This window comes from Rhodococcus sp. SORGH_AS_0303 (assembly GCF_030819335.1).
Classification (GTDB): Bacteria; Actinomycetota; Actinomycetes; order Mycobacteriales; family Mycobacteriaceae; genus Rhodococcoides.
Map to the genome: position 1 here is coordinate 1319764 of NZ_JAUTBO010000001.1, position 22092 is coordinate 1341855.

The 22092-nt window shown below is 68.5% G+C and carries 19 protein-coding genes; 7 read left to right on the forward strand and 12 right to left on the reverse strand.

Translation table 11 applies throughout. The features are described from left to right. Positions 1-47: 47 nt before the first annotated feature. Both QE449_RS06165 and gabT read right to left on the reverse strand, forming a co-directional pair. On the reverse strand, positions 48-1502 hold the full coding sequence (locus tag QE449_RS06165; protein ID WP_307108472.1) for an NAD-dependent succinate-semialdehyde dehydrogenase: 1455 nt from the start codon (positions 1500-1502) through the stop codon (positions 48-50). Beyond that, complete coding sequence (gene gabT, locus QE449_RS06170; RefSeq protein WP_307108473.1) at positions 1499-2845, reverse strand: 4-aminobutyrate--2-oxoglutarate transaminase; 1347 nt, start codon at positions 2843-2845, stop codon at positions 1499-1501. Before gabT ends, QE449_RS06165 begins: the two co-directional genes overlap by 4 nt. Before the next feature lie 355 nt (positions 2846-3200). Here gabT and QE449_RS06175 point away from each other — a divergent pair, with 355 nt between their 5' ends. The 3 genes from QE449_RS06175 to QE449_RS06185 all read left to right on the forward strand — a co-directional run bounded on the left by QE449_RS06175 (position 3201) and on the right by QE449_RS06185 (position 5923). Beyond that, the gene (locus tag QE449_RS06175; RefSeq protein ID WP_307108474.1) at positions 3201-4721 is read left to right on the forward strand and encodes a PucR family transcriptional regulator; all 1521 of its coding nucleotides are present in this window, start codon (positions 3201-3203) and stop codon (positions 4719-4721) included. A 181-nt stretch (positions 4722-4902) separates the two neighbouring features. Beyond that, positions 4903-5376, forward strand: coding sequence for an OsmC family protein (locus QE449_RS06180; protein ID WP_222649548.1), 474 nt, complete (start codon positions 4903-4905; stop codon positions 5374-5376). Positions 5377-5512: 136 nt separating this feature from the next. Continuing rightward, a complete protein-coding gene (locus QE449_RS06185; protein WP_307108475.1) occupies positions 5513-5923 on the forward strand; it encodes an SRPBCC family protein in 411 nt (136 codons plus the stop codon). On the opposite strand, the gene QE449_RS06190 is transcribed toward QE449_RS06185, so the two are convergent. After that, positions 5916-6626 (reverse strand): alpha/beta fold hydrolase, encoded by a 711-nt coding sequence (locus QE449_RS06190; protein WP_307108476.1) that lies wholly within the window; start codon positions 6624-6626, stop codon positions 5916-5918. The two genes, QE449_RS06185 and QE449_RS06190, sit on opposite strands and share 8 nt — an antisense overlap. Positions 6627-6787: 161 nt before the next feature. Here QE449_RS06190 and QE449_RS06195 point away from each other — a divergent pair, with 161 nt between their 5' ends. Next, positions 6788-6994 carry a hypothetical protein gene (locus QE449_RS06195; protein ID WP_027504928.1) on the forward strand — a complete coding sequence of 69 codons (207 nt, stop codon included), beginning with the start codon at positions 6788-6790 and terminating at the stop codon, positions 6992-6994. Positions 6995-7092: 98 nt separating this feature from the next. Here QE449_RS06195 and QE449_RS06200 read toward each other — a convergent pair whose 3' ends face one another. Genes QE449_RS06200 through QE449_RS06210 form a run of 3 tightly spaced genes read right to left on the reverse strand, consistent with a single transcriptional unit; the run spans position 7093 to position 11107 of the window. Then, complete coding sequence (locus QE449_RS06200; RefSeq protein WP_222645872.1) at positions 7093-7743, reverse strand: DedA family protein; 651 nt, start codon at positions 7741-7743, stop codon at positions 7093-7095. Positions 7744-7763: 20 nt separating this feature from the next. Next, entirely contained in the window at positions 7764-10037 is a 2274-nt protein-coding gene (locus QE449_RS06205; RefSeq protein ID WP_307108477.1) for an excinuclease ABC subunit UvrA, read from the reverse strand. 32 nt (positions 10038-10069) lie between these two features. Next, positions 10070-11107 carry a GTP pyrophosphokinase family protein gene (locus QE449_RS06210; protein ID WP_056448346.1) on the reverse strand — a complete coding sequence of 346 codons (1038 nt, stop codon included), beginning with the start codon at positions 11105-11107 and terminating at the stop codon, positions 10070-10072. Between the two features lie 36 nt (positions 11108-11143). On the opposite strand from QE449_RS06210, the gene QE449_RS06215 reads away from it, so the two are divergent. Then, positions 11144-11593 (forward strand): hypothetical protein, encoded by a 450-nt coding sequence (locus tag QE449_RS06215; RefSeq protein WP_307108478.1) that lies wholly within the window; start codon positions 11144-11146, stop codon positions 11591-11593. On the opposite strand, the gene QE449_RS06220 is transcribed toward QE449_RS06215, so the two are convergent. From QE449_RS06220 to QE449_RS06230, 3 genes are all read right to left on the reverse strand, one after another. Continuing rightward, positions 11590-12951, reverse strand: coding sequence for a dicarboxylate/amino acid:cation symporter (locus QE449_RS06220; RefSeq protein ID WP_056448351.1), 1362 nt, complete (start codon positions 12949-12951; stop codon positions 11590-11592). The two genes, QE449_RS06215 and QE449_RS06220, sit on opposite strands and share 4 nt — an antisense overlap. Positions 12952-13138: 187 nt before the next feature. Continuing rightward, positions 13139-13450, reverse strand: coding sequence for an AzlD domain-containing protein (locus QE449_RS06225; protein ID WP_307108479.1), 312 nt, complete (start codon positions 13448-13450; stop codon positions 13139-13141). Then, entirely contained in the window at positions 13447-14169 is a 723-nt protein-coding gene (locus QE449_RS06230) for an AzlC family ABC transporter permease (RefSeq protein WP_307108480.1), read from the reverse strand. Before QE449_RS06230 ends, QE449_RS06225 begins: the two co-directional genes overlap by 4 nt. A gap of 74 nt (positions 14170-14243) precedes the next feature. Here QE449_RS06230 and QE449_RS06235 point away from each other — a divergent pair, with 74 nt between their 5' ends. After that, positions 14244-14798, forward strand: a complete 555-nt coding sequence (locus tag QE449_RS06235) for a helix-turn-helix domain-containing protein (protein WP_056448549.1) — start codon at positions 14244-14246, stop codon at positions 14796-14798. Here the strand turns inward: QE449_RS06235 and QE449_RS06240 are convergent. From QE449_RS06240 to QE449_RS06250, 3 genes are read right to left on the reverse strand one after another with little or no spacing between them, the layout of a single operon-like run. Further along, positions 14782-15732, reverse strand: coding sequence for an asparaginase (locus tag QE449_RS06240; RefSeq protein WP_307108481.1), 951 nt, complete (start codon positions 15730-15732; stop codon positions 14782-14784). The two genes, QE449_RS06235 and QE449_RS06240, sit on opposite strands and share 17 nt — an antisense overlap. Next, the gene (locus tag QE449_RS06245; protein ID WP_222639145.1) at positions 15729-17192 is read right to left on the reverse strand and encodes an amino acid permease; all 1464 of its coding nucleotides are present in this window, start codon (positions 17190-17192) and stop codon (positions 15729-15731) included. Before QE449_RS06245 ends, QE449_RS06240 begins: the two co-directional genes overlap by 4 nt. Before the next feature lie 7 nt (positions 17193-17199). Further along, positions 17200-18597 (reverse strand): aspartate ammonia-lyase, encoded by a 1398-nt coding sequence (locus QE449_RS06250; protein ID WP_056448361.1) that lies wholly within the window; start codon positions 18595-18597, stop codon positions 17200-17202. A 157-nt stretch (positions 18598-18754) separates the two neighbouring features. Between QE449_RS06250 and recC the strand changes: the two genes are divergently transcribed. Beyond that, positions 18755-22090, forward strand: a complete 3336-nt coding sequence (recC, locus tag QE449_RS06255; protein ID WP_307108482.1) for an exodeoxyribonuclease V subunit gamma — start codon at positions 18755-18757, stop codon at positions 22088-22090. The last annotated feature ends 2 nt before the right edge of the window (positions 22091-22092 follow it).

The following is a 22092-nucleotide window of genomic DNA, read 5'->3' on the forward strand; positions in this document are numbered from 1 at the left end:
GGTACGACAGGTGCCGGCTGCTGTGGGATCTATCGGTGGAACCGGAACTACTGGAAAGCCACGTACTTCGTGTCGAGGTACTCGTCGATGCCCTCGGTGCCACCCTCACTGCCGAGACCGGACTGCTTGACTCCGCCGAACGGGGCCGCGACATCGGACACGACACCCCGGTTCACGCCCACCATGCCGCTCGCGATCTTGTCCGAGACACGCAGTGCCCGATCGAGATCGCGGGTGTAGATGTACGCGGCAAGGCCGTACTCGGTGTCGTTGGCGGCATCGACGGCGTCCTGCTCGGCCACGAAACTCGTGATGGCCGCGACGGGTCCGAAGATCTCCTCGCGCACGATGCGTGCGGACGCCGGAACCTCGTCGAGCACGGTGGGTTCGAAGAACCAGCCCGGGCCGTCGATGACGTGACCACCCGTGCGCACCCGGGCGCCGGCGGCGACCGCATCGTCGACGAGGGATCGCACGTTGGTGCGCTGCTTCTCGTTCACCAACGGCCCCACGTTCGTCCCGTCGCTCGAGCCGGGCCCGACGGTGAGCGCCGCGATCCGTGCGGTGAGCTTCTCCGTGAACTCCTCGCGGACGCTCTCGGCGACGATGAGCCGGTTGGCAGCCGTGCAGGCCTCTCCACCGTTGCGCATCTTCGCCGCCATGGCACCGTCGACGGCGGCATCGATGTCGGCATCGTCGAAGACCACGAACGGCGCGTTACCACCGAGTTCCATCGACGTACGCAGAACGTTGCGCGCCGACTGCTCGATGAGGATCTTGCCCACGCGCGTGGAACCCGTGAAGGTGACCTTGCGGAGTCGCTCGTCGGCGAGCAGGGGCTCGGTGACCGCGGGAGCGTTCGACGCGGGAAGTACCGACAGGACCCCGGCCGGCAGCCCGGCGCCCGCCATGATCTCGGCGAGCAGCAGCATCGTCAGCGGCGTGTCCTCGGCCGGCTTCACCAGCACCGTGCACCCGGCCGCCAGGGCGGGGCCGATCTTGCGGGTTCCCATGGCCAGCGGGAAGTTCCACGGAGTCACCGCGAGAACGGGACCCACCGGAACCTTCGTGACGAGGATGCGGCCCGCGCCGGACGGAGACTGCGTGTAGCGGCCCTGGATGCGCACCGCCTCCTCGCTGAACCAGCGGAGGAACTCGGCGCCGTACGTCACCTCGCCGCGGCTCTCGGGGAGGGCCTTGCCCATCTCGAGAGTCATGAGGAGCGCGAGATCCTCTGTGCGCTCGATCACCGCTTCCCACGCTGCGCGCAGGATCATCGACCGCGTCCGAGGTGCGGTCGCCGCCCACTCGTCCTGCACGGCGACGGCGCTGTCGAGTGCCCGCAGTGCGTCCTTCTCACCGGCATCGGCGACGCGGGCCAGCACGTCACCGGTGGCGGGATCGTGCACCGCGAACGTGCCGCCGTCCGCGGCGTCGACGAACGCGCCGTCGATCCACAGACCGGTGGGTATGGACGCGAGCAAGGCGGCAGAGTCGGTCACTGTGCCGCCAGCGTTCGAATCGTGTTCTCCAGCACCGTCATCGCGTCGTCGAGAAGCTCGTCGCTGATCACGAGGGGAGGCAGTAACCGGATGACGTTGCCGTACGTCCCGCAGGTGAGCAGTACGACGCCCTCCGCGAGAGCATGCGCCGCGATGGCCTTGGTGATGACGGGATCCGGGGTGTCGGTGCCTGGCTGGACGAGCTCGATGGCGAGCATCGCACCGCGTCCGCGGACGTCGCCGATCACGGAGGTCTCCTCGGCGAGGGCGCGCAGGCGAGGCACGGCGAGGGACTCGATGTGGCGGGCGCGTCCGGACAGGTCGAGAGCGGTCATGGTCTCGATGGCAGCGAGGGCAGCAGCGCAGGCCACCGGGTTGCCTCCGTACGTTCCGCCGAGCCCGCCCGCGTGGACGAGGTCGAGGAGATCCGCGCGTCCGGTGATGGCCGACAACGGCATTCCGCCTGCCATTCCCTTCGCCATCGTGATGATGTCGGGCACGATTCCCTCGTCGTCGCTCGCGAACCACGACCCGGTTCGACAGAACCCGGTCTGTACCTCGTCGGCGATGAACACGACGCCGTTCTTCCGCGCCCAGGTCTGCAGAGTCGGCAGGAATCCGGGTGCGGGAACGATGAAGCCGCCCTCGCCCTGGATGGGCTCGATGATGATGGCGGCCACCGCGTCGGCGCCGATCTGCTTCTCCATGCGGTCGATCGAGGCCAGTGCGGCCTGCTCACCTGTCAGCCCCGGCTGGTCGCGGTAGGGGTACGACATCGGCATCCGGTAGATCTCCGGTGCGAAGGGCCCGAAGTTCGCCTTGTACGGCATGGTCTTCGCCGTCAGCGCCATCGTCAGGTTCGTCCTGCCGTGGTACGCGTGATCGAAGGCCACGACGGCGTCGCGGCCGGTCGCCAGTCGCGCGACCTTGATCGCGTTCTCGACGGCCTCTGCGCCCGAATTGAACAGAACGCTGCGCTTCTCGTGGTCACCCGGGGTCAGCTCGGCGAGCTTCTCCGCGACGGCGATGTAGCCCTCGTACGGAGTCACCATGAAGCAGGTGTGCGTGAAGTGGCCGACCTGCTCCCGGACTGCCTCAGCGACAGCGGGATCGGAGGCGCCGACACTCGTGACGGCGATCCCGGCGCCGAGGTCGATCATCGAGTTGCCGTCCACGTCGACGATCACGCCGCCGTCGGCATCGGCTGCGTAGACGGGGACGCTGGACCCGACGCCGGCCGCGACCGAGGCGCGCCGGCGGGAGGTGAGCTCCTGCGACCGGGGGCCGGGGAGCTCGGTGACCAGTGCCCGCTTCTGCGGGAGGCGGTACGTGATGTCGTTCATGGGTTCCTTCGGGACAGCAGCTGGGTCGTGCGAGCTCTCGAGATGTTGGGGCGTCGGGCTCGGAGGAGACGGGAGAGGCGCCGACGATCTCCCCGGTGACCGAATTGTTCGATTCGAGGGTTCGGGTGACGAGCTGGCGATGAACTTGCCGTCGATGTAGGTACGGAGCACGTCGTGCGACACGAAGTACCTCTCCGTCGAGGCGGCTGGGTGGTTCGATCAGTGTGCGCCTGACACGCCGGATCGGCAGCGGACAAAACGATGATTCGAGCGTGCTCGAGCACTCCGAGTTGTCCAGTGCGGCGCCAGGGTGTTCTGTTACAGCGGGAGCTTCCTGCGTGGAAAGGGGTACGCCGTGACCGTGTCGGTCCGCTGGGTTCTGGCGCAGAAGTCGCTCGCGCTCGAGCTCCGCGCCGGCGCGAACGGCCTGGACCGCGAGGTGTCGTTCGTGCACACCACCGAACTGTCGGAGCCGTTCCGGTGGTTGTCCGGCGGCGAACTGCTGCTCACCACCGGACTCCGGCTGCCGGCGACGACGAGTGAGCGCGTGGCCTATCTGGAAGGCCTCCACAACGCGGGGGTGGCCGCGGTGGGATTCGGCACGGGCCTCTCGTTCGCGGAGGTGCCGTCCGACCTCGTGGACGCCGCTGATCGGCTGGGTCTGCCCGTCCTGGAGGTCCCCTTGCCCACTCCGTTCGCGGCGGTGGTCACGCTGGTCATGAACAGGCTGGCCGAGCAGCAGTACGACGCCGTGGTCCGGGCGTCACGGGCGCAACCGCGGATGACCCGCGCCGTGGTCGCCGGGGGCGCCGCCGCGATCATCCGCGAATTGGCGACGGCCACGTCGTCCGCGGTCGTGTTGCTCGACGACACCGGCAGGGTGCTCGAACAGCGCCCACGCGGCGGCGGGTCCGGTGTGCTGGACGAGATCCGCACTCTCGCCGCCGAACGCGGAACCGGGTCCAGCCGGGTCTCGGTGACTCCGGCGGGCATCTCGATCAGTGTGCAGCGCATCGCCGTCGGCTCGGCCACGCACGGCCACGTGGCGGTGGTGGGCCCGGTGCTGGGGAACGTCGACCACATTCTCGTGGGCCACGCTGCGTCGTTGTTGGCGCTCGACTTCGAGAAGCCGGCGCGGGTGCAGTCGGCGCAGGACAAGCTCAACTCGGTGGCACTGAGCCTCGTGCTGTCCGATCTCGACGGCCTGGCACCCGTGTGGGCGCAGATCGATCTGGCCGCGGGGGCCGACGGCACCGTGCGCGCCGTGACCGTCGATGCCGACACGCTCTCGCGAGCCCAGCGTGTCGAGGCCGCGATGGCGACGCACAGCGCAGCGGCAGGTCGTCAGCTGTTTGCTCGGCGGTGGTCGGCGCGGGTGACCCTGGTGGTGCGCGGAACGGACGACGCAGAGTTCGCGGCATCGACGATCGCCGGTCTGGACATCTCGGAACGTCGGCGGCTCCGAGTGGGAATCAGTGCGCCGCATCCTGTCCCGCAGCTCGCGCAGGCGGTGGAGGAGAGTCGGCTGGCGGCGTCGTCCGCCGCAGCCGGCGCCGATCCCGTGGAGTTCGGCTCGTTGGTGGGTGGTGTCCTGATGGCGCACGCCTCGACGCGTCAGGCCCTCGCTACCGTCGGCGACGCGACCATCGCGCCCCTCGAGAAGTACGACGCCGCCAACGGGACCGACCTGGTGGCGTCTCTCCGTGCGTTCCTGGAGGCGAACGGCCACTGGGAGTCGGCAGCGTCCATTCTCGGGGTGCACCGACACACTCTGCGCAGCAGAGTCTCTCGCATCGAGGCAACGGTGTCGTGCTCCCTCGACGATGCTCGCGTGCGCGCCGAGCTGCTGCTCGCCCTCATCGCGCGCGGGACTTGACGCCGGCGGGGCTGCGGGGCGTACGAGATTCGCGTGTGGATGCCGGGCACGCGCACCGCTGGAACGTCGGATACGTGCTCGCTGGCCGGTCAGCTCGGCGCGGTGCCGTGAGAGGACGGCCCGAGAATCTGGGTGATCGCAACCCTGGCCCGAGCGTGGACGGTGCACGACCGTGGAGACCATGACTTCCACCATTCGCACCTCCGTCGTTCCCTTCGTCGTGGAGGCGTCCGGTACCGGCGTCGCCCAGCACCTCGTCGTCGAGGGCACGGCCGGGCACGAGTTCGACGCCGACGCGTACCCGGCCTTCGGCGGCAAGGACGAGGCGCCGAGTCCGTTGTTCTACGCACTCGGTGCGCTGACCTCGTGCAACCAGGTCACCGCCACCCTCGTCGCCAAGGACCTCGGCATCACGCTGGGAAAGTTCAGCTTCCGTGTGCAGGGTGATCTGGACACCGCCGTCCTGGTGACCGGCGCCGAAGGGAACTCGAACTTCGACACCGTCACCGTCGAGGCGACGGTGGAGACCGACGCGACCGGTGATGCGTTCGATCACTTCGTCGCGGAGGTCGAGCGTCGCTGCCCCGTGACGCAGCTGTTCGTGCGCAGCGGTGTGGGCTTCGTGAACACCTGGACGCGCGCCGAGCCGGCCTGACGAGCCATCCCGGGCCTCCAGGGCTTCGCAGGCTTTCCTGGCCTCGCGAGTACGTCCGAAGTGTCGTCGCATCGCCGCTGATCACGACACTGTGGACGTACTCGCGGAGAGCCTGCTGCGTGGCTACGCTCCTACGATGATCAGTCGACATGTGAGTGTGGTGATCACGGCACCGCCCGAGGCGGTGTACGGCTACCTGGCCGATGTGGACAACCTCACTGCCTGGGCCGCAGGACTCGCATCGGGCTTCACCCGCGACGGTGACGACTTGCTGGCCGAGTCACCGATGGGCACGGTCCGGGTGCGGTTCGTCCCGCGCAACGCTTTCGGGGTGCTGGATCACGACGTGACGCTGCCCGACGGCACCGTCGTGAACAACCCGCTGCGGGTGCTCGCCCATCCGGACGGCGCCGAGGTGGTGTTCACGGTTCGGCAACTGGACATGACCGACGACGAGTTCGAGCGGGACTGCGCCGCCGTCGCTGCTGATCTGGAGTCCGTGCGGGCGGTCTTCGGCCGACCTCGCTCCGGCACATCTATCACCTGAGCACCTGGATGACGGCAGCGGGATCGTCCGCCATCATCACGTGCCCGGCGTTCGGTATCTCGACGACCTCGACACCGGCCTGACGAAGCCGGCCGGTGTGCGTTGGTTCTCCCGTCCTCGATCCGTACAGGAGTGTTCTCGGCACGTGGGACGCGAGCAGGATGTCGAGAACGGTGGTATCCGGCGGGCCCACACAGAGGCCGACAGCACTGCGGTGGAGCGCGACCGGATCGGCCAGCCGAAGCGTCTCCGCCCACGCGGCGTCGGCCCGGGCGATGAGTGACGTCACTCCCTGTGTTGCGAAGTCCTCTTCCGACTGTCCCGCGATCTCGACACTCGCCTCGCCGTCGAAGGGGAGAAGGTTCGGCTCGAGGACGGTCAGTCCTCGTACGAGGTCGGGTCGTGCCCGCGACAGGACGATGGCGATGGATCCACCCATACTGTGTCCGACGACGTCGAGTCCGACGAGTTCGTGCTGATCCAGCATCCGGGCGACGGCGAGCGCGTGATCGTCCAGGGTGTAGCCGTCGGTCGGCACGTCGGCGCTGCTGCCGAAACCGAGCAGGTCCGGGAGCAACCGCAGGCGGTCGTCCAGTCCTGCGGCCACGGTCCCGAAGGCAGCGACACCCGCTGATCCGAGACCATGAAGGAACACGGTGGCTCGACGACGTTCGCCCGGCAATACCGCCGTGTGGAGGGTCATGGCGCCGAACCTACCGGGTCTCGCTCACTCGGCGGAACGCCCGATTCGTCGTAAATGGCGGCGCAGCCGGTGTTTTCAGCGCACTCTCAGGTCACGAGCCGTCGAGAAACGTACTGTCGACCGGGGTGCGCAGCGGGCGCATCGGTCGTCAGGAGGAAATCATGGCAGGCATCGCCGACAAGTTCGACAAGGCATACGCGGACAAGACGATCGAGGAACTGGCCGACGCGCCGGTCGCGGCCCTCAAGGGCGTCAGCGACGGCGATGCGGAGAAGTTGAAGGCTGCCTTCAACATCACCACGGTGCGCGATCTCGGCACCAACAAGTACTTCCTGTGGGCTCAGGCTGCGGCCACGCTCGCGCAGTAGGACCGTCACTACCCTCCGCGAGTACGTCCGAACTGTCGTGATCCTGGCTCCCACCACGGCAGTATCGGCGTACTCGCGGAGGTTGGTGCAGGGTGCGGTCAGGCGTCCGACCGTCGGCGCCGCCGGACGCGCTTGGTCACCAGCACCACCACCGCCACCGCGATGAGCCCGATGACGACGTACTGGAACACCGAGGCGTAATCCTCGACGTAGTGCCAGTTCTCCCCGAGGAAGTAGCCCGCGAGCACGAAGATCGTGTTCCACAGGAGGCTGCCGAGCGTCGTGTACAGCAGGAACTGCAGGACCGGCATCCCGGACACACCTGCGGGCACCGAGATGCCGGATCGCACGAGCGGAATCATCCGACCGAAGAACACGGCGGAGCGGCCGTGGCGCACGAACCATTCGTCGGCCTTGGTCAGATCGTCCGTGCTGACGAACGGCATCCTGTCCACGGCGGCGTACATACGGTCGCGGCCCAGCTTCTTGCCCAGCCAGTAGAGGCCGAGAGCGCCGAGCACCGATCCGAGCGTGGTCCAGAACAGTGCGCTCGCGAGGGAGAAGCCACCCTGCGACGCGGTGAACCCGGCCAGCGGGAGGATGATTTCGCTGGGCAGCGGTGGGAAGAAGTTCTCGGCGGCCACGGCGATGCCGGCGCCCGGCCCGCCGATGCTCTCCATCAGGCTGACGGCCCAGCCTGCGATTCCACCCAGTTCCGTACTGGCGGCAGCGGTGACGGTGTCGCTCATGCCCGCACTTTACCGGGGGTTTACTCCGCGAGAGCCCGCGCGAGGTGGGTGCCGGTGTGCGTCCGGGCCAGAACGAGCTCGTCGACGGTGCCCGTGAACACCACCTCGCCGCCGTCGTGACCCCCGTCGGGACCGAGGTCCACGACCCAGTCGGCGGCCGCGACGACGTCCATGTTGTGCTCGATCACGATGACCGATCGACCCTCGTCGACCATGCCGGACAGCAGTCCGACCAGGTTGTCCACGTCGGACGAGTGCAGTCCGGTGGTGGGCTCGTCGAGCACCAGGACCGGGGAGTTGCCCACGAGTTCCGTCGCGAGCTTGAGGCGCTGACGCTCGCCGCCGGACAGGGACGTCAGGTTCTGGCCCAGGGACAGATAACCGAGACCGACATCACTGCACCGCCGGAGTACGTCGCGCACCTTTCTCACGGTGAAGAACTCGCGGGCCTCGTCGACGGACATGTCGAAGACGTCGGCGATCGAGACGCCGTCGACGGTGTGCTTGATCGCGCCGGAGCGGAAGCGTCGACCCTGGCAGGTCTCGCACGTACTCGACACCGGGTCGGTGAAGCCGAGGTCGGTGAAGATCATGCCGGTGCCCTGACAGTCGGGGCAGGCTCCGTCCGAGTTCGGCGAGAACAGCGCTGCGGGTTGTCCCGTTCGCTTGGCGAAGTGTGCACGGATCGGATCGAGCAGTCCGGTGTAGGTGGCGGGGGAGGAGCGGCGCGAACCGCGGATGGGTGCCTGGTCGATGACCACCGCGTCGGGCCGGACGTCGCGGAGGTGGCCGTGGATCAGACTCGACTTGCCCGAGCCCGCGACACCGGTGACCGCCACGAGAACGCCGAGCGGGATGTCCACCGACACGTTCTTCAGATTGTGGCTGTCGGCGTTCTCGATGCGCATCCACCCGTTCGGAGTGCGCGGGGTGCGCCGCGATCGACCGTCTCGACGCAGCGTTGTCCCGGTACGCGTCTCGGACTGCCGCAGTTCGGGCCAGGTGCCCTCGAAGACCACCGTGCCGCCGTGCTTTCCGGCGCCAGGGCCGATCTCGACGATGCGGTCGGCGATGGCCATCACCTCCGCGTCGTGTTCGACGACGAGCACGGTGTTCCCCTTGTCGCGCAACGCGATCAGCATGTCGTTCAGCCGGTGCACGTCGCGCGGGTGCAGCCCGGTGGTGGGCTCGTCGAAGACGTACAGCATGTCGTTGAGCGTGGCGCCGAGGTGGCGCACCATCTTGATGCGCTGGGACTCGCCGCCCGACAGCGAGGACGTCGCACGATCGAGGCTCAGGTACCCGAGTCCGAGATCGACCAGTCGACGGAGCTGTGTCACCACCTCGCGGCGTGGGCCGTCCAGGTCGCCGAGCGCCCACGTGTCCATGACGTCGGCGAGGTCGGAGACCTGCATCGCGAACGCGTCGGGGATCGAGAGTCCCTCGAGCGTCGCGGCGTGCACCGTCTCGTTGAGGCGAGTTCCCCTGCAGGACGGGCACACTCCCCGCGTGACGATACGGTCGTACGCCTCCTTCGACTTGCCCTTCAACGCGTCGGCATCCTTGGAGAGATAGCTTCGACGGAACCGGGAGAGCAGCCCCTCGTACGTCTTGAACACGGCGTCCGGGTTGACCATCTCAACCTCGCCGGGCGACGCGTCGAAGAACAGGTGCCGCTCGCGCGGGGAGTACTGCTCGAGGGGAACGTCGAGATCGAACAGTCCCGAATCCGCGTACAGCCGGTAGGGCCACTTGCCGGGCAGGAAGTCCGGGTGCTTGACGGGGCCCTCACGCAACGACTTCGACTGATCCACCAACTCGTCGATGTCGATGACCTTCGCCTCGCCCAACCCCTCACACTCGGGACACATGCCGGCGGGATCGTTGAACGAGAACGCGTTGGCATAGCCGATGGACGGGGTGACTCCGCGCGACCACAGCATGCGGAGCCAGTCGCCGATGTCGGTGATGGTGCCGACGGTGGAGCGAGGGCTGCCGAAGAGGCGCTTCTGGTCGACGATGACGACGGCCGACAGGTTGGCGATGAGATCGGCGTCCGGCCGACCGTAGGACGGCAGGAAGGTCTGGGCGAACGCGCTGAACGTGGAGTTGATCTGCCGCTGCGCCTCCGCGGCGATCGTGTCGAACACGAGCGAGCTCTTCCCGGACCCCGAGACCCCGGCGAACACGATCAGCGACCGTTTGGGGAGATCGATGTCGATGTCACGCAGATTGTTCTCCCGCGCGCCGCGCACGGTGATGGTGGACAGAGCGTCGTTCGGTGGCGTCGTCACGCCGTAGGGATACCAGACCGAGCGGACACCCGTCAGCCGGACTGGCCCTGCAACTTGCTCAGTCGGTAGCGCAGCTTGCCCGGACGGTCACGCTCGGTGGTGAGCGAGGAGGTGCGCGCGATGTGGGCCTCGCCGAAGCGGTCCAGCAGGAGGTCGTCCACCATCCGCACCTGACCGGGGCGGTACTGGTAGTCCATGGCCGCCGTCACGTACTCGACTCGTGCGGGGTCGAGGGCCTCCTCGAGTTCCGCGCCCGTCGTGATCCCGTTCGCGTTGACGAGAGTCAGCAGCCACTCGTAGTGACCGCTCCGACTGGGGGTGTAGTCGGGAAGGAGGTCGGTGACGATGGTGCGCAGCTGATCGGCGGTGAGCTGGAGATCCATCCCGCGTGCGGCATCTGCCGCGCGCAGTTCCGTGATCTTCTCCTTGTGGTGCCGATCGGCGAGTTCGAACTGGGCGTCCGCGAGTTCGATCAGCCCCGCCGCGAGCGTGAACGCCCGGTCGATGGTGGGCGAACCCTGCGTGCGGGAATTCTTGAACCGGATGTCGTGCTCGATCTCCGCCCATGCGTGCTGCAGCACGGTGCGGATCTGCACCTCGAAGCCGAGGCCGGTGAACTGCTCGCATCCCGCCGGGACGCGGTCGCCGTCCGCACTGAGGATGAGGTGCCGTCCGGCATAGCCGAACACGCCGGACTCCTGGGCGAGGGACGACTTGTCGATGGTCTTGAGCAGCACGAAGTGCTTCGAGATGGCGTCCGCGACGCGGTCGATGTCCGACGTCAAATATGTGATGACGCGGATTCCGACGAGATCGGTGACCTCGGCGAGCGGATCGGTGAACTCGAGCGACCCGTCCTCACGGAGGCGGGCGAACTTGCCGGCAGCGGACTCCACGGACTTGGTACGTGCCTCGACGGCGTCGATGTCGATGTCCGCCTCGGAGACGAACGTCTCGACGGCGGCCGACAGCGCTGCCGTGGCCGCGGCGAAGTGATCCCACCGCGCGCGGTACTCCTCGACGGAGCTGTGCAGCCCTGACGGTGAGGGTGGGGACGAGGTGGGGCGCATGGTAAAGATTCTGCCCCACCATGGTCCAATGCTCGCGTGACGCTCCGTACGTACCGCGTTGTCGACTGGGACGCGACGCTCCTGATCCTGGCGTCCGCACTGATCCTGTTGGCCGCGTTGATCCTCGGCGTCTGGAAGTTTCGCCAGATGGCGACGTCCGAGAACGGGCAGGCGCACCCGTACGTGGACATCGCCCACAGGGCGGCGTTGATGTACTCGTTCGCGACTCTGGTCCTGGTGCCGCTGGTGCACTTCGGCGCCTGGCCGACGTGGGTGAATCTGGTCGCGTCGGGGGCTGTCGTCTTCTTCTTCGTCGCTGCGATCGTCAGCTACGTGGTGCACGGATTCCTGCGCGACACCGACAACCAGTTCGTCCGCCCGGTGCCGGGAACGCATGCGTTCATGTATGCGCTCGCGGCCACCGAGATCGGCGGACTACTGGTGTTGATCGTGGGTTTCGTGCGCGGGCCGCTGTTGGTGAGTTAGCGCGCGAGCTCCACGTCGTCGACGAACGGGTCGCCGTTGCGCGGGGCGTCGAACCGCTCCTGGTCCAGGATGCCTTCGCGCTTGGCGACGATGGCCGGGATCAGCGCCTGGCCGGTGACGTTGACGGCGGTGCGACCCATGTCGACGATCGGCTCGACCGCGAGCAGCAGACCGACACCGGCGAGCGGCAGGCCGAGCGTGGACAGCGTCAGGGTCAGCATGACCGTGGCACCGGTGGTGCCCGCCGTCGCCGCGGAGCCGATCACGGAGACGACCACGATGAGCAGATAGTCGGTGATCGTGAGATCGACGCCGTAGAACTGGGCGACGAAGATCGCGGCGATGGCCGGGTAGATGGCCGCGCACCCGTCCATCTTGGTGGTGGCACCGAGCGGAACCGCGAACGACGCGTACTCGCGGGGCACACCGAGATTGCGCTCGGTGACGCGCTGGGTCAGCGGCAGGGTGCCGATGGACGAGCGGGAGACGAAGCCGAGCTGCGTCGCGGGCCACACGCCCGAGTAGAAGTTGCGGATCGAGAGACCGTGCGCCCGAACGATGATCGGGTAGACGACGAAGAACACGATGGCGAGTCCGACGTACACCGAGACCGTGAAGACGCCCAGTGAGCCGATCGCGTCCCATCCGTACGTGGCGACGGCGTTGGCGATGAGCGCCGCCGTACCGATGGGGGCCAACCGGATGATCCACCACAGCACCTTCTGCACGATCGCGAGCAGAGAGGCGTTGAACGTCAGGAACGGCTCGGCCGCCTTGCCCACCTTCAGCGCGGCGATACCGATCGCCGCGGCGACGACGAGCAGCTGCAGGATGTTGAAGTTCAGTGTGGTGCTCAGTGCACCCTCGGTCTCGCTGGTGCGGGCGCCGAGCGCCAGGAAGTTGTTGGGAACCAGGCCGGTGAGGAAGGACCACCACGACCCTGTGCTCGACGGTTCCTTCCCGAGATCTGGCGAGACGCCGGTGCGCGAACCCGGTTGCGCGACAAGCCCGATGATGATGCCGACGATCACGGCGATGAACGCGGTGATGGCGAACCACAGCAGTGTCTGGCCTGCCAGGCGTGCCGCGTTGGTGACGGCGCGCAGGTTGGCGATGGAACTGACGATGGCCGTGAACACGAGGGGCACCACGGCGACGGTGAGCAGTTTGACGTAGCTCGATCCGATGGTCGACACCGTCTCGACGAGCCAGTTGGGGTTGCCGTCGGCGGCGTCGGGCATGGATCGGGCGATCAGTCCGACGATGACGCCGAGGATCAACCCGGCGACGATCTGGGGCCCGAACGACGTGAGCCAGTGCGGCAGTCGACGGGTGGGGGCAGCGCTGGGCGCGGACATGGTGGTGCCTTCCGAGAATGCTGGGGCGGCCGAGAACAACGGCCGAGAAAAAGGGTGCGCGGTGGACGAGTGGACCGGGGAGGAACACGGTCTATCGACAGATAGCGCTGGCCTGCAGGCGAAGGTCGACGTAGCGACGCGAGGTCAGGAGCAAGGGCACTCGGACGATGCTACGCCCGTGCTCGGGTCAGCTGACGCCGAGCCAGCGCAGGCCCGCGGTGACTGCCGCTGCGGCGACGACCACGAGCACGAAAGGCGCTCTGCGCCAGGCGAGAACAGCGGCGACGAGGACCCCGGCGGGGAGTGCGAGGCCCGCGTCACGGGGAAACGTCGAGGTCGCGACGAGGGCGACGAACACGACGGCGACCGCTGTGGTCATCGACTTCTCGGCCGACACGGACAGTTCCCGGCGCCCGCGCAGCGCGATCCCGATCAGGCGGAACGCGAACGTGCCGACGGCGAGTGCGGCGACACCCGCGAGAATGGCCCCGGTGCTCACGGGGCGTCGTTCCTACGCCCGTGTCGGAGCACGAACGGCATGACGGCGATCAGGGCGAGCACCACGGAGACGCCGGCGGGCACCACGACCCCAGCGGCGACGGCGACCACGGCGCCGACACCCGCGGCGATGCGTGTCACGCGATCGCGCAGGGAGGGCATCACGAGTGCGAGCAGGACGGCAGGAAAGGCGGCGTCGAGTCCGAGCGACTCCGCGCTCTCCACGCCGGCGCCGAGGCCTACACCGGCCAGCACGCCCAGATTCCACGCGAGGAAGAGGAACGCGCCGCAGAACCAGAACGAGAGGGTCCTGCCCCGCCTGGTGGTCGAGGCCATCGAGAAGGCGACCGACTCGTCGGTGACCAGATGGGCCCCGAGCAGTCGTACGGCGGGTCGCTCCCCGAGCAGCGGTGCCACCGAGAAGCTGAGCGGAAGCAGTCTGCCGTTGATGAGGAGCGCGCTGGAGACGGCCGCCAGAACGCTGCCGCCGCCGGTGAGCACTCCGACGAAGACGAACTGCGAGGCGCCCGCGAAGACCGCGATCGACAGGAGACAGGGGAGCCACCACGGCAGATCGGAGGCGACGGCGATCGCACCGAGCGAGGCACCGACCAGGGCATCGGCAAGGCACACCACGGCAATGTCCCGCACCGCCACGTCGGGGTCGTCCCGGAGCGTGAGCCACAGGGGTGTTCGCCATATCGAACGCATGGTGCTCATGGTGAACGGTCGCGGTGCCGTTCGTCAAGGCGAACGAGGGGAGTGTGAGACGAACACTGTGGCATCATGCAGTCATGTCCGACAGCGCACCCATCGCCGCGATCGCCGCGTCGCTCGTCCGGGAGCGTCGACGTACGGGCCTGTCTCTCGCCGAGGTGGCCCGGCGCGCGGGTATCGCGAAGTCGACCCTCTCCCAGCTCGAGTCGGGAACGGGCAATCCCAGCGTCGAGACGCTGTGGGCTCTGAGCGTGACGCTGAACGTGCCCTTCGCGCGCCTGGTGGAACCGCCGCGGCAGGAGGTCCGCCTGGTACGACGCGGTGAGGGTCCGTCGATCGCCGCGGAGTCGTCGGACTACACCGCGACACTGCTGTCGTCCTGCCCACCGACCGCGCGCCGCGACCTGTACCTGCTCGCCGCCGAGGTGGGGACGCCCCGGCTGTCCGATCCGCACATGCACGGGGTGATCGAACACGTGGTGGTGTCGTCCGGCCGGGCGGTGTGCGGGCCGGTGGACGCGACCGAGGAGCTGGGGCCGGGGGACTACCTGTCGTACCCCGGCGACGTGCCCCACGTGTTCGAGGCACTCGAGAACGGGACGACTGCGGTGATGGTCACCGAGCAGTACTGATCGAGGCCAGATCCGCTGTGACCGGCAGGCGGTTGCTCAGCAACGCGCACAGCAGGATTCGCGCCTGGGCGGGACTGAGGTCGCCCGCGGACACCGCACCGGCACGTACCAGGTCGGCGCCCCCTCCGCCGCCGCCGTAGGTGGTGACGACACCGCCGGACGGCACCCGCGTCGACAACATCACCGGGACACCGGCATCGGTACACCGGCGCACAGCGTCGACGACGGCGGCGTTCGCATTGCCCGCGCCCATCGCCTGCAGCACGATCCCGTCGGTGCGGGCGGACCGCAGGGCGTCGATGACGAGTCCGTCGACACCCGGGTAGAGCGCGACCACGTCGACCCGGATCCCGTCGATCGAACTGTCCGGCAGCGTCTCCCGCGGAACCGGGTCCACCGCCGGCGTTCCGGAGTAGGCATCGAGCGCGGTCGTGTGCGATTTCCGTACCCCGCGGGCCCGGAGAACGCGCGGGCCGAAGGCGACGAGTACACCGTGGCCCCGTCGCTCGGGATCGGCGGCCACGCGGAGCGCCGACTCGACGTTGTGCGGGCCGTCGCTCTCGACGTGGTCCGCGGTGCGTTGGGCGCCGGTGATCACGACGGGGCGAACGTCGGTGTGGGAGAGATCGACCAGCATCGCCGTCTCCTCGAGGGAGTCGGTGCCGTGCAGGACGACGACGCCGCTCACCGCGTCGTCACGCAGCGCCGCGGTGACGGCGCCGCGGACGGTGTCCATGTCGAGGAGCGACATCGCGGCACTGTCGACGCACAGGACGTCGGTGACTCGGACCCGGACTCCCACGCGGAGTCCGGCATCCACCAGGACGTCGTGGGCGTGACGGCCCGTGGTGCTGACACCGTCGGGGCCTACGCGGCTGGCGATGGTTCCGCCGGTGGTCAGGACGACGACCGTCGGCAGTGCGGGTGAACTCATCGGGCGACCGTTCCCCCTCCCGCACGGGCGCGCTCGCGGGCGAGCCGCTCGATGCCCGGGCGCGCTGCGCGCCAGCCGATGACCAGCGCGGGAACGATGACCAGGAGGGAGGCGAGCGTCCAGGTGCCGATCGGGTAGTCGAAGCCCATCAGGACCAGGACGACCACCAGGAAGACGAGGGTGGCGATGCCGGTGTACGGGGCGCCGAACAACCGGAAGGACGGCCGCGTCACCACGCCCTCCTTCGACAGGTGCCAGAGCTTGAGCTGGCACAACACGATCATGGCCCAGGCGCTGACGATGCCGAGCGCGGCGAGATTGAGCACGATCTCGAACGCCTGCTCGGGCACCACCGCGTTCAGCACCACTCCGAGCAGGGTAACCGCTGCCGTGAGCAGGATCCCGCCGTAGGGCACGCCGGCCTTGCTCATCTTCATCGCGAAGCGCGGCGCGCTGCCCGCCGCGGCCATCGATCGGAGGATGCGACCGGTCGAGTAGAGTCCGGCATTGAGCGAGGACAGCGCCGCCGTCAGGACGATGAGGTTCATGGCGGTGTCCGCGCCCTCGACTCCGATCGAGCCGAAGAACGTGACGAACGGGCTCTCACCCGCGCGGTAGGCGGAGTAGGGCAGCAGGAGCGACAGCAGCAGCACGGACCCGACGTAGAAGACCGCGATGCGGATGATGACGGTGTTGATCGCCTTCGGAATGACCTTCTCGGGGTTCGGCGTCTCGCCCGCGGCGGTGCCGACCAGCTCGATGGAGGCGTAGGCGAACACGACGCCCTGGATGATGACGACGGCGGGCAGCAGACCGTTGGGGATCAGCCCGCCGTTGTCGGCGATCATCGACAGGCCCTGCTCCTGGTTCGGTGTCCCCTTGACGAGGAGATAGAGGCCGATGCACAGGAACGCCACCAGGGCGAGCACCTTGATCAGGGCGAACCAGAACTCCAGCTCGCCGAAGACTTTGACCGACACCAGGTTCAGGGACAGAACCAGCAGCAGTGCAGCGAGGGCGAAGACCCACTGCGGTACCGACGCGATCGGGTCCCAGTAGCGGCCGAAGAAGTTCATGTAGAGCGCCACGGCGGTCACGTCTACGACGGCGGTCATCGACCAGTTGAGCCAGTACAGCCACCCGGAGACGAAGGCGGCCTTCTCCCCGAAGAACTCGCGAGCGTAGGACACGAAGGACCCGGACGTGGGCCGGTGCAGCACCAGTTCGCCGAGCGCCCGAAGGATGAGGAAAGCGAAGAACCCGCATACCGCGTACGCGATGACGAGTGCCGGGCCGGCCTGCGCCAGACGTCCGCCTGCACCCATGAAGAGGCCGGTTCCGATGGCGCCGCCGATGGCGATCATCTGGACCTGCCGCGTTTTCAGGCCTTTGTGATAGCCGTCGTTCTCGGCGGCGTGGAGGGCGTCGTCGGCGCCGTGCTGATCGGTGGTCGTGGTCATCGGGTCCTCAGTTCTGGAGGTTCGCGAGATGTTCGGGGCGGAGCAGTTCTTCGAGACGTGTCGCTGTCAGGAGGCCGCGTTCGAGCACCAGCTCCGCGACTCCTCGTCCGCTCTCGAGTGCCTCCTTGGCGATCTCGGTGGCGGCCTGGTATCCGATGTGCGGGTTGAGTGCCGTGACCAGTCCGATGGAGTGTTCGACGCTGTCTCGCAGGTGGGCCTCGTGCGCGGTGATCCCCACGACGCACTTGTCCGCGAGCGTCCGGCAGGCCGCACCCAGGTGCGTCATGCCGGAGGTGAGCGACTCCATGATGATGGGCTCGAAGGCGTTGAGCTGCAGCTGACCTGCCTCGGCCGCCATCGTGATGGTGACGTCCTGACCGATGACCTGGAAGGCCACCTGGTTGAGCACCTCGGGGATGACGGGGTTGACCTTGCCGGGCATGATCGACGAGCCCGCCTGTACTGCGGGCAGGTCGATCTCGCCGAACCCTGCACGCGGTCCCGAGGAGAGGAGGCGGAGGTCGTTGCACACCTTCGACAGCTTCACGGCGCACCGCTTGAGTACTCCCGAGAGATGCACGAACTGACCGACGTCCTGCGTGGCCTCGACGAGATCCGTCGCGCTGACGAGGGGGAGTGCGGTGATCTCGCGGAGGTGCCGGACCGCTGCCTCGCGGTAGCCGGGGGCGGCGTTGAGTCCGGTACCGATCGCGGTGGCGCCGATGTTGATCTCGTGCACCAACAGTGACGCCTCCTCGAGGCGGGCGCGGTCCTCGTCGATCATGACGGCGAACGTGCCGAACTCCTGGCCCAGTGTCATCGGCACGGCGTCCTGCAACTGGGTCCTGCCCATCTTGACGATGGAGCGGAACTCCTCTGCCTTCGCGCGGAAGGCGTCCTGCAGGATGCGCATCGACTCGGACAGTTCGGCCACCGCGAGGATCGTCGCGATGTTGCAGGCGGTGGGGTAGACGTCGTTGGTCGACTGGCCGAGGTTGACGTGCTCGTTGGGGTGCAGGTGCGCGTACTCGCCGGGACGGTGGCCGAGCAGCACCAGCGCGCGGTTGGCGATGACCTCGTTGGCGTTCATGTTGGTCGACGTGCCGGCGCCGCCCTGGATCACGTCGACGACGAACTGGTCGTGCCACCGGCCGTCCAGGATCTCGCGGGCGGCCTGCAGGATCGCGTCGCCGCGCACCTCGTCGAGAAGACCCAGTTCGATGTTGGCCGCCGCGGCCGCGTACTTCACGGCGGCGAGCGCGCGGATCAGCTTGGTGTTCGACGAGATCGGTCGTCCGGTGATGGGGAAGTTCTCGGTGGCGCGCAGAGTGTGGATGCCCCACAGCACGTCGGCGGGCACCTCGCGCTCTCCCAGCAGGTCGTGCTCGGTACGGGTGGCGGCCACGGCGTTCTCCTTCGCTTGCTGTCAGGCTGTCTGACAGGTTGAGTGTGAACCACGGCACAGTGGATGTCAATGGTGATCTGTCGGAGCCGGGCGCTACGGTCGGGTCGACACCGGACCCTACGGTCGGTGGGACACCACGACGTTCCAGGAGGGCCACGTGCTCGAGCTCCACCGCGCCGAACGCGCGAGCACGTTGGCCACCGGTCTCGCGACGCTGCTCGCCGAGCCCCTCGCGGACGCCTTCGCCGCAGACGTCGTCGCGGTCCCGGCGAAGGGCGTGGAGCGGTGGCTCCGACAACGGCTCTCCCTCTCGTTGGGGGCGGCAGGAGTGTCGGACGGCATCGCGGCGAACATCGACTTCCCGTCGCCCGGCCGCCTGGTCGACGACGTCCTGGCCGTGGTGACGGGCGTGGACGCCGACTCGGATCCGTGGGCCGCGGGCCCGTTGCTGTGGACTGTCCTACGCGTGATCGACGAGTGTTCGACCGAACCCTGGTGCTCGGTTCTCTCCCGGAGCATCGGCGGTGCGGCGGCGGCGGCCGACGATCACCGCCGTGGTCGACGCTGGTCCACCGCGTCCCACGTGTCTGGGCTCTTCCGTTCGTATGCCGCACAACGGCCCTCGATGATCGTCGACTGGGCGGCCGGTGCCGACACGGACGGCGCCGGTGCCCCGCTCGCGCCGGATCTCCTGTGGCAGGCGGAGCTGTGGCGCCGGGTGCGGGAGCGCATCGGGGTGCCCGGCCCCGCGGAGAGACTGGACCCGGTCTGCGACGCCCTCGCCGAGGACGGGTCGACGCTCGATCTTCCGTCGCGCCTGTCCCTGTTCGGGGCGACCCGTCTCACCACCCTGCAGCGACGCGTGCTGCGGGCGGTGGCCTATCACCGCGACGTCCATCTGTGGCTGCCACACCCCAGCCCGGTCTCGTGGGCTGCGACGTCCCGCCGTGCGGGCGCCGGGTCGGTGCGGCGTGTCGACGCGCCGCCGGTGTCGACGGCGGGTCATCCCCTGCTGGTGAGCCTCGGCCGCGACGTGCGCGAGTTGCAACCGCTTCTCGAACCGACGGCAGATGCGGACCGCCATCTCCCCGATCCGGAGCGGTCCGACGCGCGGCGTGTCGAGGCGTCGACGACCGTCCTGAGGCGGATGCAGAACGACATCGTGGCCGACCGCGCCCCGGCCGCGCCCGACGTCCCGGGGATGGACGACAGCGTGCAGATCCACGCCTGCCACGGCCCCGCCCGGCAGGTCGACGTGCTGCGCGACACCTTGCTGCACCTCTTCCAGGACGATCCGACGCTCGAACCGCGCGACGTCCTGATCATGTGCCCGGACGTGGACACCTTCGCTCCGCTCGTGCGAGCGGCCTTCGGGAACGAGGGCGCGGTGGGCGATCCCTCGGCGCACCCGGCGCACGGACTCCGCGTGCGGCTGGCGGATCGGGGGCTCCGGCGCACCAATCCCGTGCTCGACGTGATCGCGGCGATGATCGAGATGGCAGGGGACCGCGTCACCGCGTCGCAGATGCTCGATCTCGCTGCGTCCGAGGCTGTGCGGACCCGGTTCCGCTTCTCCGACGACGATCTCGAACGGCTCGCCGAGTGGACACGGGTGTCCGGTGCGCGTTGGGGCATCGACTCTGTGCAGCGAGAGTTGTTCGGTCTGGGCGACTTTCGTCAGAACACGTTCACCGCGGCCATGGACCGACTGCTGCTCGGCGCCGCTGCCGACGAGACCACGGGGGACTGGCTGGGCCTGGCTCTTCCCGTGGACGACGTCGACGGGAACGACATCGATCTCGCCGGTCGGTACGCAGAACTGGTCGACCGGGTCTCTGTCGTGTTGCGCGGTATGCGGGGCGAGCATCCGGTCCGGACGTGGCGCGCGAGCCTGATCCGAGCGATCGACCTGCTCACCGAGGTCGGGCCGGCAGACGTCCGACATCGGGTCGACGCGCTGCGGGAACTGTCCGCCGCGCTGGAACACGGTGACGACATCTCCCTGCAGCTCGCCGACATCCGGTCGATGTTGCGCGATCGCCTGGCCGGGCGCCCGACGCGATCGAACTTCCGCACCGGAGAACTGACGGTGTGCACCATGGTCCCGATGCGGTCGGTGCCGCACCGGGTGGTGGTGTTGCTCGGGCTCGACGACGACGTCTTCCCGCGCGCCGGCCACCTCGACGGCGACGACGTCCTCGCACGCGGTGCGCTGATCGGCGAGCGTGACATCCGCAGCGAGGACCGTCAGCTGCTGCTCGACGCCCTCATGTCGGCCGGCGAGAAATTGGTTCTCTTCCACACCGGGGCGAATCCGGTGTCGGGTGCCCACGAACCTCCCGCCATCCCGTTGTCCGAGGTCATCGAGGTCGTGGCGGCCACGGCGGGGGTCGAGAACAACCGCGCGGTCACGCGGCACCCGCTGCAGCCGTTCGATCCGTCGATCTTCGACGGCAGCGCTCCCGCCGGGTTCGACAGTGCCGCGCTCGCGGGCGCGGTGGCGGCGAGCGCTCCCTTCGTTCCGCGGCAGCCGTTCCTCGATGGTCCGCTTCCAGCGCGAGACTCCGCGGACGTGGCGTTGGCGGAGCTGGTGGCGTTCGTGCAGAGCCCCGTCACCGCGTTCGTGCGGCAGCGACTGAAGGTGGGTCTGTCGGGGCGGGACGACGACGTCGTCGACGCCCTCGCCGTGGAGCTGGACGCGCTGTCGGCCTGGGACATCGGAGAGCGCATGCTGTCGGCGCTCCTGACCGGTGTGGAACTGGCCGACTTCCGGGCCGCGGAGTGGCGGCGCGGAACGCTGCCGCCCTTCGCGCAGGGTGCGCGCCTGCTCGAGCAGATCGAGAACGATGTGGTGCCCATCGCCGACGCGGCGGCCGAGATCCACGTCGGGCCGCCGGAGAGTGTGGACGTCGTCGTGGATCTGGACGGGGGACGGCGGCTCACGGGCACCGTTCCCGGGGTGCACGGCACCACCGTGGCGCGCACGTCCTATTCGAGGATGGCCCCGAAGCGGCGACTGGAGGCCTGGATCCACCTGCTGGCGGTCGCGGCGCAGAGTGGCTCGGACGGGTGGACGGCGGTCACCACCGCGCGGGGTCGGTCCTCACGGCCCGTGTCGCGGTCGACCCTCACGACACCCGAGGACGCCCGCGCGGTTCTGGCAGAGCTGGCGGACCTGCGCGACCGCGGTCTGCGCGAGCCACTGCCTCTGGCGCTGAAGTCCGGGGAGGCGTACGCCGCCAGAGTCGTTCGGGGAAGCAGCGAGGAGATGGCCCTCACGGCGGCAGCTCAGCAGTTCTCGGATCGGTTCGGCGACGTCACGGAGCCGGCGGTACTTCTGGTGCACGGAAGCGGAGTCGACTTCGGGCAGTGGACAGCGATTCATCCGGCCGCCGACGAGGCGGCGTGGTCGGCCGACGGCACGCGCTTCGGTGTGCTCGCGCGACGAGTGTGGCAGCCGTTGCTCACCCACGAGAGCATGGAGCAGCGATGAGC

Bases quoted from the DNA above. Each gene is read 5' to 3' on its own strand.
- gabT (WP_307108473.1), bottom strand. From the start codon at position 2,845: ATGAACGACATCACGTACCGCCTCCCGCAGAAGCGGGCACTGGTCACC.
- QE449_RS06180 (WP_222649548.1), top strand. From the start codon at position 4,903: ATGACTTCCACCATTCGCACCTCCGTCGTTCCCTTCGTCGTGGAGGCG.
- QE449_RS06185 (WP_307108475.1), top strand. From the start codon at position 5,513: ATGATCAGTCGACATGTGAGTGTGGTGATCACGGCACCGCCCGAGGCG.
- QE449_RS06190 (WP_307108476.1), bottom strand. From the start codon at position 6,626: ATGACCCTCCACACGGCGGTATTGCCGGGCGAACGTCGTCGAGCCACC.
- QE449_RS06195 (WP_027504928.1), top strand. From the start codon at position 6,788: ATGGCAGGCATCGCCGACAAGTTCGACAAGGCATACGCGGACAAGACG.
- QE449_RS06200 (WP_222645872.1), bottom strand. From the start codon at position 7,743: ATGAGCGACACCGTCACCGCTGCCGCCAGTACGGAACTGGGTGGAATC.
- QE449_RS06210 (WP_056448346.1), bottom strand. From the start codon at position 11,107: ATGCGCCCCACCTCGTCCCCACCCTCACCGTCAGGGCTGCACAGCTCC.
- QE449_RS06220 (WP_056448351.1), bottom strand. From the start codon at position 12,951: ATGTCCGCGCCCAGCGCTGCCCCCACCCGTCGACTGCCGCACTGGCTC.
- QE449_RS06230 (WP_307108480.1), bottom strand. From the start codon at position 14,169: ATGAGCACCATGCGTTCGATATGGCGAACACCCCTGTGGCTCACGCTC.
- QE449_RS06235 (WP_056448549.1), top strand. From the start codon at position 14,244: ATGTCCGACAGCGCACCCATCGCCGCGATCGCCGCGTCGCTCGTCCGG.
- QE449_RS06240 (WP_307108481.1), bottom strand. From the start codon at position 15,732: ATGAGTTCACCCGCACTGCCGACGGTCGTCGTCCTGACCACCGGCGGA.
- QE449_RS06245 (WP_222639145.1), bottom strand. From the start codon at position 17,192: ATGACCACGACCACCGATCAGCACGGCGCCGACGACGCCCTCCACGCC.